The following is an 18,278-nucleotide window of genomic DNA, read 5'->3' as shown; positions in this document are numbered from 1 at the left end:
TTACCCCCTCTTTAAAAAGCCTCAAAAACAGTGATTTTGAGGCTTTTTTATGAAATACCCCCTGTCTTAATCAGAATTTACCCCTCACTCAATTTTGCATTTTACACGCAATTTAGCCCTACCAATAACCAAGGTTTAAACCAGGCTTTTGTATCCGGCATTATTGTAATAGGGAAAAAGACGATAGCAACTAACCAATGCTTTAGTCGCACTCCTGTTTTTGTGCCTTTGCAGAGCAAAGTTTAAATCAATTAAAAACCAAATTAAAAACTATATGAAACTAAATTTACATGTAAAGGATTCTCCCCATCGGAAAAGGTCACCCCGCTTTTTCGTCGTTGCGGCCGGCATGGCCGTAGCTTGTTTAGCTACAGTCCAAATGCCGGTAATGGCTTTTGGGGGTACCATTAACGAGCAGCGCTTACCTGATGCCAGGATAACCGGTAAAGTTACCGACGAAAGAGGCGAAACATTGCCCGGTGTAAGCGTTGTGCTTAAAGGTACAACAACCGGCGTAATTACCGACATTAATGGTAAGTTCAGCCTTAATGTACCCGATGCGTCATCAGGTACTCTCGTATTCAAGTATATTGGCTACACTCCTCATGAAGTTAGCCTTAATGGGCAAACCACCATCAATGTGCAATTAACAGCCGATTCAAAGTCACTGAATGAGGTAGTGGTTGTAGGTTATGGTACACAGAAAAAGGCAACCTTAACAGGTTCCATTTCGCAGGTAAAAGGTTCTGAGCTGGTAAAAAGCCCTCAACCGAACCTTTCAAATGGTATTGCCGGTCGTTTTTCGGGTGTAATTGTTAACAATCGCAGCGGTGAGCCAGGGTATGACGGTTCGGGTATTACTGTACGTGGTTTGGCCACAACAGGTAATAACGATGTATTGGTTGTTGTTGACGGTATCCCTGCCCAGATAGGTGGTTTAGAGCGGCTCGACCCCAACGATATCGAAACCATGTCGGTATTAAAGGATGCGTCTGCTGCTATTTATGGTAACAGGGCCGCAAACGGTGTTATCCTCATTACCACAAAACGTGGTAAATCGGGTAAACCAACTATCAATTATAGCTTTAATCAGGGCTTTAGTTCACCAACACGCTTGCCAAAAATGGCTGATGCTGCCACTTATGCCCAGATCATGAATGAGATTAATTATGATTCGAACCCGGCAGGTGGCTTAAATCAATCTTACACAGCTGATCAGATCCAGAAATTCAAAGACGGATCAGATCCGTTAAACTATCCAAATACTGATTGGGAAAAGCAAACGCTTAAAGGGTCGGCGTTGCAAAACCAACATAGCCTTTCGGTTTCGGGCGGTGGCGAGGATATAAAATACTTTGTTTCACTGGGTACGCTTTACCAGGATGGTATTTATAAAAATGGCGCAACCAAATATCATCAATATAATTTTCGCTCAAATATTGATGCCAATGTTACCAAACGCTTAAAAGTAGGTTTGTCGTTATCTGGCCGTGAGGAAGACAGGCAGTTCCCTGTTACAGGTGCCGGCGATCTTTTTCGTTCTGTTTACCGGGCTAAGCCTATTGTTGCAGCTTATTATCCAAATGGTTTGCCAACTACAGGTATTGAAAACAATAACCCGGCCGTGCAGGCAACCGATATTGGGGGTATCAACAATAACCCTAAACAGGTTTTCAATGGTATTTTAAAAGGTAGCTATGCTATCCCCGGCATTGAAGGTTTATCTGTTGATGGTTTTTTCTCGGTTGATAAATCATACAATTTCGATAAAAATTTCAGCAAACCGTACGTTTTATACAGCTATGTTGCGAGCACACAGGTTTATAACAAAGTTACTGTAGGAGGTAACAATAATGCTGCTACTTTATTCGAGTCGCAGGAAAATCAGAGTTTGCTAACTTCCAACATCAAATTGAACTATGCACACAAATTTGGTTTGCACGATATAAGCGCTTTTGTAGGCTATGAGCAAAGCAAAAACCACAAAGAGTATTTTGATGCCACCCGCTATAACTATTTGTCATCGCAACTGCCTGATTTATCGCAAGGTGGAGGTGCAGCTACCGATTATCTTAACTCGGGATTGAGTTCAAATTATAACCGCGCCAGCTACATTAGTCGTTTAACATACTCTTATGATGAAAAGTATTTGTTTGAAGGCCAATTACGTGCCGATGGAACTTCTGTATTCCCGGGTGCGACCAGATGGGGGTATTTTCCTTCGGCTTCGGTTGGTTGGAGAATTACGAAGGAAAACTGGTTTAAAAATAGCGTCGGCTTTTTTGATGATTTGAAACTGAGGGTTTCTTATGGCTCGTTAGGTAATGATAATATATCACCTTTTCAGTATTTTAATAACTATTCTTTAGTAAATAATGGCTTTGTAGCCAGCTTACCTGGCAGTGGTTCTAACGTTATTCAGCCAAACGTCAATCTTACAAAACTGGCAAATCCTAACATAACGTGGGAAACCGCTAAAAAGCTCGATATAGGTATCAACGCCACTTTCCTTCATAACTTTACGGTAGAGGCTATTTATTTCCAGCAAAGGAGAAATAACATCCTTGCTGCAAGGAATGCTTCTGTTCCGGGATCGTCAGGTATCGTAAACCCTTATAACGATGGTTCTGCAAATTATACGCCTTTAGTACCTTTAGAAAATATTGGCAAAGTTAACAGTGATGGTTTTGAGGCAACATTAGGTTACAACAGTAGCGGTCATGACTTTACATGGGGTGTAAGCGGAAACTTCACTTATGCAAAAAGCAAAATTGTTTTTATTGATGAAGCAAGCACAGCTGCTACGTTGCCTTATCAGCGACAAACAGGACGTCCATTGGGCACATCGTTGCTCTACGATGCCATCGGTATATTCCGTACCCAGGCCGAGCTCGACGCTTATCCACATGTTCCGGGTGCAAAAGTTGGTGATTTGAAATACCTTGATTACAACAATGATGGTAAAATTACCGCCGACGACCAAACCCGTACAAAATACGGTAACATCCCTCAAATCACTTACGGGTTTAGTTTAAATGCTGCGTATAAAGGGTTTGATCTATCGGTCCTGTTTGCAGGCCAGGCCCAGGTTAGTCAATATGTGTTGCCTGAAGCAGGTAGCGTAGGTAATTTTTACAGTAGCTGGGCCGATAACCGCTTTAGTTCGTCAAATACCAATGGAACTTATCCAAGAGTAACCGACCGTGCATCGAACGCCATAAGTGGTGGTTTATACCCGAACAATTTCTGGCTCAATAATGCATCGTTCCTGAGGTTAAAGAACGCACAATTGGGCTACAATTTCAACGCACCGTTCCTGTCAAAACTTAAAATTGGCGGCTTAAGGGTTTATGCAAGCGCTTTCAACTTGTTCACTATTAGTAAAGTTAAGGATTATGATCCTGAGGGAACCAGTGGTAGCGGCCAGTTTTATCCGCAGCAACGAATTATAAACTTAGGTGCTAACGTGAAATTTTAAATCAAACGATAATGAAACTACAATATAAAACCCCGCTGTTTTTAATGATGGGCGGTATGCTGAGTATTACAGCATGTAAAAAAAATTTACTGGATGTAACCCCTACCGATAGGATCGCTTCATCGGCTATTGGTTCGGATACAGCGGTATTTGAAGCTTACGTAACTAATCGTTACATAGGTGCCAGGTTACAGGATAAAGAGGGTGATGGTTCAAACCCTGGCTTTGGCCGTGGTTTTGAGTACAGCATGTGGAGCTCACTCACTGACGAGTCAATTTATAACAATGACGATGCTACCTGGCTTATTCAAAGGGGCCAGCTTGCACCCGAAAATTTGGGCGGTGCGGGAGTACTTTGGGGGCGTAGTTACCGCAGCATAAGGGAATGTAATTCAGCATTGGCTCTTTTGCCGAATCTGTCGATGAGCGCGGCACATAAAACCCGCATTGAGGGCGAACTTAAATTTATCAGGGCTTTCCGTTACCAGGACCTGATCCGCAATTATGGCGGTGTTGTTTTGATGGGTGATAAAGTAACTAATCTTAATGATAACCTGCAGGACCCATCACTATCTAAACGTGCTTCGATTAAGGAGTGTATTGATTACGTGAGTGCCCAGCTTGATGACGCCGCATCAAAATTGCCGCTAAACAATGATGGTAGCTGGCTTTTAGGTCGTGCTACCAAAGGCGCAGCGTTGGCTTTAAAATCAAGGTTAAAATTATATGCTGCAAGCCCATTATATGCTGCTGGCACCTGGGCCGATGCTGTTACAGCTGCACAGGCAGTTATCAGCCTTAATAAATATGGTATTTACACAGGTGGCTACGCTAACCTGTTTTTGACCAACGAAACTAACGAAGCTATTTTTGAGCGTTTGTATACTAAAAATGCAAATCATACCCACCTTGAAATAGCCAACGGGCCAAACGGCTATGGCGGCTGGGCAGGTAATACACCATTGCAAAATCTGGTAGATGATTATGAAATGGACAACGGTAAAGCCATTACCGACCCCACATCTGGCTACGATCCAACTCATCCATATGACCATCGCGACCCAAGGTTTGCTGCCACTGTGTTATACAACGGTGCCCCATACCGCGAGAGAAATATCGAAGCCTTCATTCCAGGTGGAAAAGACAGTAAAGATGGTGCCGATAACTGGAACACTACCAAAACAGGCTACTATCTAAAAAAATACATGAATGATGCATATCCATTGCAAAACCCATGGGGTAACGCGGGTTTCCAGCCATGGATCTATTTCCGTTATGCCGAGATCCTGTTGAACTTTGCTGAGGCAGCTAACGAAGCTTACGGGCCTGACGTTGTTCCTTCTGGTTCATCATTATCTGCACGTACGGCTATTAACCTGATCCGTTCACGTCCGGGTGTTAATATGCCTGCTTTGGCTGGGGGAATGTCACAATCACAAATGCGTGATGCTGTACGCTATGAGCGTCGTGTTGAACTGGCGTTTGAGGAGCACCGTTTTTATGATGTACGCCGCTGGAAAATTGCCGAGGTGACCGAAAATAAACCGGCAGGGGGTGTGATTATTACTAAAAATGCCAACGGTACATTTACTTATACACCAAAAGTAGCTTTAGACGGTCGCAAGTTTGAAACCAAACATTATTGGTTACCAATACCAAGGGCCGAGATCCAGGCATCTGGTGGGCAGTTGCAGCAAAACCCAGGTTACTAACAATAACTATTCCCGGGGGAAGAACTTCTTTCTTCCCCCTTTTTTCTACCCAATTCTAACCTATAGCAAAATTATGAAGAACTTAAGTATTGCATTATTAGCGATGTGTTGTTTGGCGGCCGGGTGTAAAAAGGATATCGTATCAGTAAAAAAATCATCCACTCCGGATGAAGTAAAAATAGGAGATAAAACAGTCATTACAGATTCAACACCGGCAAGCGCGCTGAAAGGCGTGAACTGGGCTGCCGATGGTGATAACTTTAGTGACGGGATCCTGGTATTAAGCGGCTTAACATCTGCTGATAGTTATGCCACGGTATCGGCTAAAGCTGATGCTGTATTAACAGGGATCCAAACCAATACAGGAGCAAATACGGTAAGGCTGCCTGTAAACTATTCAACGGTATCACAAACCTGGTGGAACTCTTATACAGGTGTTATTGATAAGGCTCTGAGTAAAGGAATGAATGTAATACTGGGTTACTGGGAAGCTAAATCATCTGCAGACGGGAAGATAGATAACACAACCGAGTTTTGGTCGATGTGGCAAACCATTGTTGCCAAATATGGCAGCAACGCGCATGTGTATTTCGAGATCTTTAACGAGCCGCACGGCTATTCTTTAACCGACTGGACAACCATTTGCGCCCAGTGGTTAAGCAACTATCCATCTGTTCCCCAAGGCAGGATCCTGATCAGCGGTACTTCTTATTCGCAGGATATTACAGGCGTTGGCGCCGATAGCCGTTTTTCGGGTTGTTTATTGTCGATCCATGATTATACCTTTTTCAGTAACGGCACACTTACAACCGCTCTGCAATGGGAAAATCGTTTGAAAGGTAATATTGGTGCCTACAGCAGCCGTGCAGTACTTACCGAATTTGGTATCCCGATGACAGGTGGTAAAAATTATACCGGGGCCATTGGCGGCGACCAGGAAATAGCATACCTGCAGGGTTTAACCAACCAGGCACGTGCTTATGGTATGGGCGCAGTTTATTGGCCGGGCGTACGTACCGGCGATAGCTACGCCATTCAACAATTGAACGGAACCGGTACAAGCCTTACCGTGTCAACAACAAATGCATCGGGCTTAAGTCGCATTAAATATGCCTGGGGCGTAGGTGCCGGTGGTACCGATACATTTTATACCGGTGCATACTACAGGTTTTTAAATGTTAACAGCGGCCAGGCGCTTGATGTTAATGGTGGCTCAACGGCCAATGGAGCAGGCATCATACAGTGGCCTCAAAACGGGGGCAATAACCAGCAATGGGTTATTGCTGCCAACGGCGGGGGCTATTACAAAATAACTAACCGCAACAGCACGCAGTCGCTTGATGTTAATATGAGTTCAACCGCCAATGGCGCGGGCATTATACAATGGCCGTGGAACGGTGGCAACAACCAGCAATGGCAGCTTACTGCTACCAGCGATGGTATCTATAAAGTAATTAACCGCAACAGCGGGCTTGCGCTTGATGTTAACGGCGCATCAACCACAAATGGTGCAGGCATCATTCAGTGGCCTTATGGCGGCGCTGCTAACCAGCAATGGCAAATAGTGCAACAATAATATTGCAATAAAACAGCACTGTTTAGTGCTGTTTTATTTGTTGATTTAAACACGATGATAATAAAAACTACTATAAAAAAAGTACTGTTGGCCGTGGCTGCTTTGGGGATTAATATTCCTTTGGTAAGCAGCCAGGGCAAAGACGTAACTATTGATATCAATTTTTCAAAAACGCATCAACCCATTAGCAATTTTGGTGCGTCGGATGCTTGGGCATGCCAGTTTGTGGGTAACTGGCCTGATGATAAGCGCAACAAAATTGCCGACCTGCTTTTTAGCCGGGATACCTATGCCGATGGTTCACCTAAAGGGATAGGTTTGTCATTATGGAGGTTTAACATTGGTGCCGGCAGTACCCAGCAAGGAAATGAGAGTGGCATTAAAGACGAGTGGCGCCGTGCTGAATCGTTTTTAAACGGTGATGGAAGCTATAACTGGCAAAACCAGGCCGGGCAGTTGTGGTTTCTTGAGGCGGCCAAAAAGCGCGGGGTTAATCAATTTTTAGGTTTTAATAACAGTCCGCCGGTGCAGTTTACCATTAATGGCAAAGCTTACGCTACCGGGGGCAAAGTGAATATTGCACCTGATAAGTATGATGCTTATGCCGTATTCCTGGCCAAAGTGGTAAAGGGAGTTGAGCAGGTAAGCAAAGTAAAATTTGATTACATAAGCCCGATAAACGAGCCCCAATGGGATTGGAGCGATGGAGGGCAGGAGGGAGCCCCTTATAATAATGCTGAAGTTGCCGGATTAATACGGGCCATCAATAAAGAATTCATCAATAATAAAATTAGCTCAAAGATTTTGGTTGGCGAGGCCGGGAGCATCAACTACTTATTTACTAAAGGTGATAAGCCAGGTAAGGGCAGTCAGATTACAGATTTTTTCAAGCCGGGATCGGCCAATTACATAGGCGACCTGCCTTCGGTAGCCAAAACTATTGCAGCACACAGCTATTTTACCACGTCGCCAATGGCATCGTCAGTAAAAGCTCGTGGGGCATTGGCTGATAGTGTATCGGCTGTTAAGGGACTTGATTTCTGGCAGTCGGAGTATTGCATTTTAGGTGATAACGCAGGCGAGATTGATGGCAATAAGCGTGATCTGGGTATAGATGCGGCATTATATTTAGCATCGGTAATCCATACCGATCTTACGGCGGCCAACGCATCGGCCTGGCAATGGTGGACAGCCATTTCGGCCTATGACTATAAAGATGGCCTTATCTACATCGACAAAAATAAAACCGACGGCAATTTTTACAGCAGTAAAATGCTTTGGGCCATGGGTAATTACAGCAGGTTTGTTAACCCCGGGGCTGTGAGGGTTGATGCTGAAGTTTCATCGGTAGCTGAAGGAAAGCCCTTGCTGGTGTCGGCATTTAAAAATGGAAAAAACTTAACCGTGGTTATAGTTAACCAGGGTACTAATGATGTAAGCGCGGCATTTCATATGGATAATGTTAAAGTTCAGTTTACGGCATCCTATTTAACATCGCAGGGTGATGAGCTTAAAGCCGGTAAAATAACCGGGGATAAGAATGTTGTTCCGGCCCGTTCCATCGTCACCCTTACCGGGATCATTAAGTAGCATCTTATTTTCTGTCGAAATGAAAAATATAAACTATTCGCTTCTTTTTTTATTCAGCATACTATTGCTGCCGGGCTTACTTAAGGCCCAGGGCCCAGGAAAACCGGTTTTATTTAATGCGGCATGGGCTTTCCACAAGGGCGACATCAGTACAGGGATCAGTGGTATCGCTACCGAAACGCAATGGAGAACTGTGGACCTGCCACATGACTGGAGCATTGAAGGCCCTTTTAGTAATGAATGGGCAAGTGCCACCGGCTATTTGCCGGGAGGGATTGGCTGGTACAAAAAGAGTTTCGCCGGTAACAATGCATGGAAAGGGAAGCAGGTATATATTTATTTTGATGGCGTATATAAAAACAGCGAGGTATGGATCAACGGGCATTATTTAGGTAAACGCCCAAATGGCTTTATCTCGTTTCAATATGAGCTAAGCAAGTATTTAAACTTAAACGGACAAAATACGATAGCAGTAAAGGTAGACCACAACGAATTTGCTGATTCACGCTGGTATACAGGCTCAGGTATTTACCGTAATGTATACATCATTGTTAAAGACCCGGTACACATAGCCCCCTGGGATGTAGCCTTTTCTACACCCGATGTCTCGGCAGATAAAGCTACAGTAAAAATTAACGTGAGCATTACCAATAGCAAGACTACAGATGCATCTGTACTGGTAAAAGTAAACCTGCTTGGCGAAAAGGGGAAAGCAGTTGTTTCCCTGCAAAAACAGGTAATTGTAAAGCCGGGCAAACATGAGGTTGAATTTGATCAACAGATATCATCCCCTCAATTATGGGATACCGAAAAGCCTGATCTTTATAAACTACTGGTATCTCTAAACCGCAACGGCAAGCAAACTGATGAAATAACACATGCGGTAGGGATCCGCAGTATCCGTTTTGATAAGGATAAGGGCTTCTTTTTAAATGATAAAAGCACTAAACTTAAAGGTGTATGTATTCATGATGATGCCGGTGCCCTGGGTGTAGCCGTGCCGCCGGAAGTTTGGGTACGCAGGTTGAAATTATTGAAAGATGCAGGAGTAAACTCGCTCAGGCTAAGCCATAACCCTCATGCCGATTATCTGTACGATTTGTGCGATAAAATGGGCTTCTTAGTAATGGACGAAGCTTTTGACGAATGGGAGGCAGGTAAAAACAAATGGGTAGCAGGCTGGAATGTTGGTACGCCATCCAAAAACGGATACCACGAATATTTTAAGGAATGGGCAGACCGGGATGTAACTGATATGGTGTTGCGGGCACGTAACCACCCTTCCATCATTATGTGGAGCATCGGTAACGAGATAGATTATCCTAACGATCCATATACGCATGAAGTATTAAATACAGGTCGCAACCCGCAGATCTATGGTAAGGGCTACCTGCCTGATCATCCCGCGGCAAGCGGGTTAACACCTATAGCCAAACAACTGGTTAAAGCTGTAAAAGCCGTTGATCAAACCCGCCCTGTAACAGCCGCGCTGGCCGGTGTGGTGATGTCGAACGAAGTAGGCTACCCTGATGTGCTGGATGTTGTGGGCTATAATTACCAGGAATACCGATATCCCGAAGATCATAAGAAATATCCCAACCGTATTATTTACGGCAGCGAGAACGGGATGGCGCAACAAGCCTGGAACGCTGTTGATAGTAACGAATACATCTCTGCTCAATACCTATGGACAGGTATCGATTACCTGGGCGAGGCCGGCAAATGGCCGCAGCGCAGTAACGGCGCAGGGCTTATTGACCTGGCCGGCTTTAAAAAGCCGGAATATTTCTTCAGGCAAAGTCTTTGGTCGGATACGCCAATGGCTTACATAGGCGCACGCCCTATAACGGGGACTGATGACAGAGGGATCTGGAGCCACCGCACTGCTGAGCCGGTTTGGAACTGGCAGCCCGGCAGTAAAGTAAAAGTTGATTGTTTTACCAATTGCCAGGAAACAGAATTGTTTCTGAACGGCAAATCCCTTGGCAAACAGGTCCGCAGCACCGCAAGAGGGCGGGTGCCATCATGGGAGGTTGATTACCAGCCCGGCGAGCTTTTAGTAAAAGGTTACAATAATGGTGTTGAAGTATGTACCAACAGTATAAAAACAGCCGGCGATGCTTATCAACTTAATGCGGTGGCTGATAATACCCTATTTAGCCATAACACAAAAGGCTTGAGCCAGATTGAGGTTTACATTACCGATAAAAACGGTAACCCTGTATTTACTGCTACCGATGAGATAACAGTATCAATTACGGGCCCGGCTAAACTATCAGGCCTTGAAAGCGGCAGCAACAGCAGCCATGAAAGCTATCAATCAAACCAACGTAAAGCGTTGCACGGGCGCTTATTAGCTTATGTACAAACTACCGGTAAACCTGGCGTTGTACAGGTTCAGTTTAGTGCCGGTAATCTTAAATCATCAGCTATAACATTAACCGTAAAATAATCATCCCCTGATATAAATAAAAACTAAAATCCTGCTTTTTTTCAATTTATGAAACTTATAAAACTACTATTCCTCTCTGTTATCCTGTTTGCATCCGCAAAGCTGCAGGCGCAAAATGCTAAACATACTTTTGCCCTTGGCGATACTACATTCCTGCTTGATGGTAAACCGCTGCAGATCATTTCCGGCGAAATGCACTATACCCGCGTTCCGCGTGAGGCCTGGCGCCAGCGTATGAAAATGGCCAAAGCTATGGGGTTGAACACCATTGGTACCTACGTTTTCTGGAATGTTCATGAACCACAGAAAGGGCATTATGATTTTACCGGCAACAATGATATTGCCGAATTTGTAAAGATAGCACAGGAGGAAGGCCTTTGGGTGATATTACGCCCCAGCCCCTACGTTTGCGCCGAATGGGAGTTTGGCGGCTATCCTTACTGGCTCGAAAAGGAGCAGGGCTTAGTTGTACGCAGTAAGGAGCCTAAATACCTGGAAGCTTATAAAAAATATCTTACCCAGGTAGGTAGGCAATTATCACCCCTGCTGGTGAACCATGGCGGCAATATTTTAATGGTGCAGATAGAGAACGAATACGGCTCATATGGCAGCGATAAAGATTACCTGGCCCTTAACCGCAAAATGTTTATAGATGCCGGTTTTGATGGCCAGCTCTACACCTGCGATCCTGAACCTGCTATAAAAGATGGTCATTTACCGGGCTTATTACCCGCTATAAACGGTGTTGATGATGTAGCAAAAGTTAAAAAGCTTATCGGCGAAAATTATAATGGCAAGGGCCCTTATTTTATTGCCGAATGGTACCCGGCCTGGTTCGACTGGTGGGGAACTGCACATCATACCATACCTGCTGATAAATATGTACCGAAACTTGATTCGGTACTGGCCGCAGGTATTTCCATTAACATGTACATGTTTCATGGCGGTACAACACGTGCTTTCATGAACGGTGCAAACTATAATGATCAAAACCCTTATGAACCGCAGATCAGCAGCTATGATTATGATGCGCCGCTTGATGAGGCAGGTAATGCTACCGATAAGTTCATGAAGTTTCGCACTGTGATCAGTAAGCACCTTCCTACAGGCGTATCTCTGCCCGAAGTTCCCGCAGCTAAACATGCCATAAGCCTACCTGCAATTAAGTTTACACAATCAAGAAGCCTGTTTAATGTACTGCCGGCGGCAAAGATCAATAGCACTCCCCTTGCTTTTGAAGATCTTAATCAGGCTTATGGTTTTGTACTTTACCGCACAACCATTAACGGAGGCAAATCTGGTTTGCTTAAAATCAAAGACCTGCGCGATTACGGCCTGATCTACATAAACGGCAAACGTGCAGGGATCCTCGACAGGCGTAAATACCAGGACAGCCTCATGATCAATTTGCCCAAAGGAAAGGTAACACTGGATATTTTAGTTGAAAACCTTGGCCGTATCAATTTTGGTCCTTACCTGCTTAAAAACAAAAAGGGTATTACAGAAAAAGTACTTTTTGCCGGTACTGAGTTGAAAAGCTGGAAAATGTATTCACTGCCTTTTGATGATATCAACAAAGTGAAAGCAAATCCGGCAATTAAAAAGATTGTAGCTAACAATACACCGCAATTGAAAAAAGCAGTTTTCAAGGTTGATAAATTGGCCGATACTTATCTCGACATGAGTAAATGGGGTAAAGGCATTGTTTGGATCAACGGGCACAATTTAGGCCGTTATTGGAATTGCGGTCCGCAGCAAACCATTTATGTACCGGTTGAATGGCTGAAAAAAGGCGATAATGAAATTACCGTACTTGAACTGATAAAATCATCAGAAAATATATTGAACGCGATTGATCACCCTATTTTGGATGTTTTAGGGAAATAAGTTCAGGCAGCTCTGTCTGTTTTTAGAAATGACAATGAAAAAGACTGTAATCTCGTGTATATGGGGTTACAGTCTTTTTGTTTGTTATTGCCAGTTTGTAACTGTTGTTTTTTTAGTTAAAGGCTGAAAAACAGAAGCTTAAACTATGATTGGTCAAAGGTTACGCTGTCGCTAAACCTGCGACAGTATTTTGCTCACCTTGTGGCTCGCAGCCTTCAGTTAAGCAATAAAGCGGGTACATGGAAAACCAGCCCGCTTTATCTAAAAACATTTTTGACAGTGATTAAGCTGCTGCGTTTTTCTTTTCAGTAACTTCTTTACGGATATCCGTAGCTAATACTTTTAATTGTTGCATAGCATTGCGCAGTCTTGTACCGGCAGCCTTGTTACCTTTTTCATAAAAGCTTGCCGCGTCAGCTTCTGCTGCTGCGATAACTTCTTTCACTTTTTCGAAATTTATCATTTTTTTATTTTTTAAGGCCGCAAATGTAGGGAATATAAGTTTATAGGTAAAATGGGCTTTTTATACTTAAAGTATTCCGTTTGCGGTGTAATTAAAACAGTAAAGCCTTTCGCATAAACGGAAAGGCTTTACTGTTATTATGGATAACAGGTTATTTAACCGCCCATTCATGGATCCCGGTAGAGTTATCAGCCGGTAACTGAATTTCCATTCGTAGGGCTGTAGTAGCAACCGGATCAAAAGTAACCACATTAAAACTATCCTTGCTTATGGTGTAAGGTGTGGTATTTTTTACCGGAACCCATTGGCCATCTTTTTTATACAGGATCTTGTACGATACCGGGATACGGCAGCCACCCCATGGGCCGTCATCATACCAGTAAACTTTTGATTCGCTAACGGTGTGTTCAGTATCAAAATCATACTGTACAAACTCATTGGTGTTTTTAGCGGGCCACCAGTGCAGGTAAGGGTAGTTGGTATCTTTGGAATCGGCGGGTTCATACTGATCTTTTATGGCAGCAAACATTCGCACGTTTTTTAACGAGGCGCTCACTTTACTGGTACTGGCAATGGTAGGTGCCGGTTTAGGGCGCACAGCCGAAGTTTCATAAGGGATCCAAACCGTCATTTCACTCGGCCCCCGATTTGCCCAGGCATAGTAAGGAATAGCTTTCACCATTTGATCGGTTTGTAAAATGCTGTCGGTTTTTAGCTGGCGTTTGGCGCTTTTTCCTTCAGTACTGATCACATCAACGCCATTAAGTAGATCGGCATGATAGTTGGCATCGGCAATGGCATTTTTATCAATCAATATGTTTTGTACCAGGCTGTCCTTGTTATCCGGGCCTTCAAGGCAATAAACAATAGGGCCGCGCTCAAATGCAAACCTGCCCCTGTCGTCCTTAACCTGTTGATTAGCTAATACTTTTTCGGTTTCCATAGGTAATAAAAGCGAAACTTTATCGCCTTTTTTCCAGGTGCGTTTTAGCACGGCATAGCCCTTTTCGGTTTCAAATGATTTTGCCTGCCCGTTGATCATCAGCGTAAGCGGGAAGGATTTTTTATCCATAAAGGTATACAGGTCGCCCGGTACCGGCTGCTGTTTGGCCCAGCCGGGAATGCGTACCCTTAAAGTAAATTCACCTGCTTTATCGGGGTTAACGGTAATGTCAACCCTGCCTTTCCATGGATAATCTGTTTGCTGTACAATGTTTACGTTACCCGAAGTAAGTTTGATATTACTTGAGTTGCTCATAAACAGGTTAATGTACAGGTCGTTTTTGTTTTTAGCATAAACGTAACCCGGCAGCGAAGGTAAAAAGCGGGTCATGTTGCTGATACAGCAGGCACAACTGATCCATGCGCTGCGCTGATGCTGAAACATGGAAGCCAGCGGGTTTGGGTAAAAGAACCTGTTACCGCTCAATGATACGCCCGATAACAGGCCGTTGTAAAGCGTTCTTTCCAACACGTCAATGTATTTCGAATCGCCGTGCAGGAGGAACATCCTGTTGTTCCAGTAAACGTTGCCAATAGCCGCACAGGTTTCGGCATAGGCCGACATATTCGGCAACTGGTATGCTTCGCCAAAAGCCTCACCTGCCCCGGTTGCGCCAATGCCGCCGGTGATGTACAGTTTCTTGGTTACCACATCACTCCATATATCATCAATGGCTGCCAAATATTTGGTATTACCTGTTAAGGCAGCGATATCGGCCATGCCGGTGTACATGTAGGCAGCCCGTACCGCGTGGCCCTCGGCTTCATGCTGGTCAACCACTTTTTTATCGGCCTGGTTGTAAGCATCGCCTTTTGGTCCGCGCACATCTAAAAAGAATTTGGCCAGGTCGAGGTATTGTTTGTTGCCGGTAACCCGGTACATTTTTGAAAGGCCGATCTCCACGATCTGGTGGCCCGGATATTCCTCAATTTTGCCCGGTCCAAAAGTTTTAACCAACAGGTCGGCATTTTTTATGGCGATGTTGAGCAATGTACGTTTACCGGTTGCCTGGTAATGTGCTACGGCAGCTTCATAAAGGTGGCCTGCATTATATAGCTCATGGCTCAGGTCTTCTTCCTTTTCCCAGCGTTTGGAGCCTATCCACTCATGGGGCTTTTTGGCGTTAACAGTTCTGAAAGTGTATAGATAGCCATCCGGCTCCTGGGCCGCGCCAATAATGGAGATGAGGCTATCAATGGATTTATCAAGCTGCGGGTTCCTTTTATTCTGCATAGAATAGGATGCACCTTCAATTGCCTTATACACATCGGTATCATCAAACGGGAATTCGCTTAGTTTATCGCCGTCAAGCTTTTTTGCGGCGCGTAAAAAGTTATCCATGCGGCCGTTTGCCTTGCATTGCGCCAGCACGTACGGAATGGTAACTGTGGCATTCACTTCCATTTTGGGCTGCCAGAAGTTATCGTTCACGTGTACGCTGGTAAAGGCAACCGGCTGGATAGGGTAATCCTTTTGCTGTGCCAATACCGGGCTTGTAAGTGCAGCCAGTGAAAGGGCAAGCACACCGGCGACTTTTTGTTTATTGATCATGATATTCAAGTTCTTTTGCTTTTAAAATTAGTTTTTAACCATCCGGCTGCCGTAAACCGGGCCTGCACTGTTTTCTTTTTGAGGCAGCAGTTTTACGGTTACTTTTTGCTTGCCTTTAGTTAGCTCAATAGGTAACGTATAGCTGATATCGTAAAAGCGGCTTTCCTTGTACTGGTTCAAATCCTCTGATGCCAGCTTAACGCCATCAATCAAAATATCAAATTTTCTGCCGCGGTTATCCATACCCCAGTAGCTGTTAATGAGCGTGTTTTGCGCATTGGCATCAATCTTCATTTCGTATTGCAGGTAGCCGCCGTTCTCCGTAGACCGCCATTTCTTTTGATGGTCTTCACCTGTAGTGGCGTTTTCACTGATGAAGTTATGATCGCGTTCGGGCTGCATTTCGCCTATACGTAAAATGTCCATAGTGCGGGCTTCCAGTTCCTGTTGTTTTTTCCTTTGCTCGTCATAGGCTTTTTGCTGCACCACCCATGCCTGTGGAGTAAATACGTCCCAATAAACAGAATAGTATTGATTTTGAGTTTGGTTGAATGGGATCAGTGTAACTTCCTCTGGCTTTGAAATATTCACCGTGCGAAAGCTTAATTGTTTTTTATCAACCATTTGCAGCCATTGGTTAGGATCAGTCTCGCTGGTCACAAACACCGGTACACCTTTCAACGGATCAGGCTCAGTATTGCCTAACACACCTGCAAGCAATACCGGGCCGTAAAATACCGCACGCCTGTTGGCATTATCGGGCATGGCTTCGGTATAAAGCTTCTCGGGTGTGGTAAATTCAATTTTATCGTTGTTGCTCCATTTGCGGCTTAAAACAATATATCCCTGGGCATCAATGGCAGCATTTTGAGCTTTTCCGTTAATGCTGATAGTAGCATTGCTGGTCCATTTTGGTTTACGGATGCGGATAGCCATGGTAAGCGGCTTTTTGGTATTCACCATAAATGTGATATGATCATCATTAGGGAAGCTGCTTTCCTGTTTTACTGATAAACCTTTTGATGCCCAGTTAAGTATCGATGGGATAAACAGGTTGACGTATAAACTGCCATCAGCTCCTTTAAAGTAGATACTCTCGTTGTATTTAACATGGTTTTCCATACCCGAGCCAACGCAGCAGGTAAAATCATCAAACGGTGTACTGTAATGCTTGGTTCCACCCATCCGCAGCGGTACAAAGTAGCACATCATACCGTCGGCATGGTTTTGCGAAGCGAGAATGTGGTTATACAGCGCCTTTTCGTAATAATCCATCAGCATGGCCGAAGGCTCAACAGCAAACAAATGCCGGGTTAATTTCAGCATGTTGTAGGTGTTGCAGGTTTCGGTAGTGTTTTCGGTAAGCTTATCATTCAGCTTGTCTGCATCGCTCAGGTATTCATAGTTGCTGTTACCTCCTGTGGCATAGGAGTGATGGTTAACAATGGTTTCCCAAAAGAAATCGGCAATGGCTTTATCCTTTTTATCGCCGGTAAGCTCGTACCTGCGTGCGCTTGCAATTACTTTGGGGATTTGTGTGTTTGAATGCTTGCCCGGCAGTACATCCTGTTTTTGAGATAGGGGATCAAGGATCTTTTTATCATAAAATTTGTACGATAGCTCCAGGTATTTTTTATCGCCGTTAATGGCATACAAGTTGGCTAACGTTTCTGCCATGCCTCCATATTCGCAAAGCAGCATTTTTTGCAGTTTCTCATCATCAAGATTTTTGATGGTTTCACCTGTCCAGTCGGCCATGCCTTTGCATACTTTTAAGGCTTCGGGATTATTACAGTATAAATAGGCATCAAGTAAACCTGCCATAACTTTATGCACCGTATACCAGGGCGACCAGCCGCCATTCAAATCAAATCCACGTGAACGGATCTCGCCTTTGGCAACCTCGGCCCAAATGGTATCTTCTTTCGGGATAGCGCCTACGTAACCGCTTTTGCGGGCCGCCTGGCACTCATCAAGTTCTTTAACTATATAGTTTACACGTTTTAAAAATTCGGGATTCCGGGTTGATGCGTAATGCATAGAAATGGCCGACAGGTAATGCCCCAACGTATGCCCTGCCAAACCTGATGATTCCCAGCCTTCATACATTTTTCCTTTGGGTGTAAGGCCCGAGTGCGAACGGAAGGCCGAAAGCAGTCTGTCGGGCTCTATAGATAATAAATAAGCGGCGTCAACCTCCATCGCTTTCTTAAAAGGGCTCTCCAGTAATTGAACATCCTTTAAATTAAAAGAATAAGCTTTAACGGATACGACCGGTTTTACTTTTATCCGGGTATCGTTTAATTCGGGTACATAGGATTGCGCCTTTAAGGTATGTGCCCCGGCTAAGCAGGCTACAAGGCATAGGTTTAATTTAAACCTCTTTTTTATCAGCATGATATGTTTGTATAATGGTAAGAATAACTGTCAACTAAATTAGTGTGTTTTTCACAATTGTTTTAAATGATATTTTGCAGTTGATAGCAGGATTTTAGCCGTTTTTTTATGCGTTGACTTTTTAAAGTAAGTTTCTTAATAGCGCTGCAGATTAACTGTCAATATATTA

At 44.2% G+C, this 18,278-nt stretch carries 9 protein-coding genes; 6 read left to right on the top strand and 3 right to left on the bottom strand.

Annotated features, from left to right (window positions below; genetic code table 11):
- Nucleotides 1-274: 274 nt before the first annotated feature.
- From SNE26_RS15400 to SNE26_RS15375, 6 genes are all read left to right on the top strand, one after another.
- Complete coding sequence (locus tag SNE26_RS15400; protein WP_321554826.1) at nucleotides 275-3,478, top strand: TonB-dependent receptor; 3,204 nt, start codon at nucleotides 275-277, stop codon at nucleotides 3,476-3,478.
- A gap of 11 nt (nucleotides 3,479-3,489) precedes the next feature.
- Nucleotides 3,490-5,190, top strand: a complete 1,701-nt coding sequence (locus SNE26_RS15395) for a RagB/SusD family nutrient uptake outer membrane protein (protein ID WP_321554825.1) — start codon at nucleotides 3,490-3,492, stop codon at nucleotides 5,188-5,190.
- 73 nt (nucleotides 5,191-5,263) lie between these two features.
- Complete coding sequence (locus SNE26_RS15390) at nucleotides 5,264-6,766, top strand: RICIN domain-containing protein (RefSeq protein ID WP_321554824.1); 1,503 nt, start codon at nucleotides 5,264-5,266, stop codon at nucleotides 6,764-6,766.
- A 54-nt stretch (nucleotides 6,767-6,820) separates the two neighbouring features.
- Nucleotides 6,821-8,356 carry a glycoside hydrolase gene (locus SNE26_RS15385; protein ID WP_321554823.1) on the top strand — a complete coding sequence of 512 codons (1,536 nt, stop codon included), beginning with the start codon at nucleotides 6,821-6,823 and terminating at the stop codon, nucleotides 8,354-8,356.
- 19 nt (nucleotides 8,357-8,375) lie between these two features.
- Nucleotides 8,376-10,808 (top strand): glycoside hydrolase family 2 TIM barrel-domain containing protein, encoded by a 2,433-nt coding sequence (locus tag SNE26_RS15380; RefSeq protein ID WP_321554822.1) that lies wholly within the window; start codon nucleotides 8,376-8,378, stop codon nucleotides 10,806-10,808.
- Nucleotides 10,809-10,856: 48 nt separating this feature from the next.
- A complete protein-coding gene (locus SNE26_RS15375) occupies nucleotides 10,857-12,695 on the top strand; it encodes a beta-galactosidase family protein (RefSeq protein WP_321554821.1) in 1,839 nt (612 codons plus the stop codon).
- A gap of 283 nt (nucleotides 12,696-12,978) precedes the next feature.
- Here the strand turns inward: SNE26_RS15375 and SNE26_RS15370 are convergent, their stop codons facing one another.
- From SNE26_RS15370 to SNE26_RS15360, 3 genes are all read right to left on the bottom strand, one after another.
- A complete protein-coding gene (locus tag SNE26_RS15370; RefSeq protein ID WP_090532015.1) occupies nucleotides 12,979-13,158 on the bottom strand; it encodes a histone H1 in 180 nt (59 codons plus the stop codon).
- Between the two features lie 151 nt (nucleotides 13,159-13,309).
- On the bottom strand, nucleotides 13,310-15,712 hold the full coding sequence (locus SNE26_RS15365; RefSeq protein WP_321554820.1) for a beta-L-arabinofuranosidase domain-containing protein: 2,403 nt from the start codon (nucleotides 15,710-15,712) through the stop codon (nucleotides 13,310-13,312).
- A gap of 27 nt (nucleotides 15,713-15,739) precedes the next feature.
- Complete coding sequence (locus SNE26_RS15360; protein WP_321554819.1) at nucleotides 15,740-18,109, bottom strand: beta-L-arabinofuranosidase domain-containing protein; 2,370 nt, start codon at nucleotides 18,107-18,109, stop codon at nucleotides 15,740-15,742.
- Between the last annotated feature and the right edge of the window lie 169 nt (nucleotides 18,110-18,278).

Source organism: Mucilaginibacter sp. cycad4 (assembly GCF_034263275.1).
Classification (GTDB): Bacteria; Bacteroidota; Bacteroidia; order Sphingobacteriales; family Sphingobacteriaceae; genus Mucilaginibacter.
The sequence above is the reverse complement of the archived record's forward strand: the minus strand, read 5'-3'. Positions and strand labels throughout refer to the sequence as shown.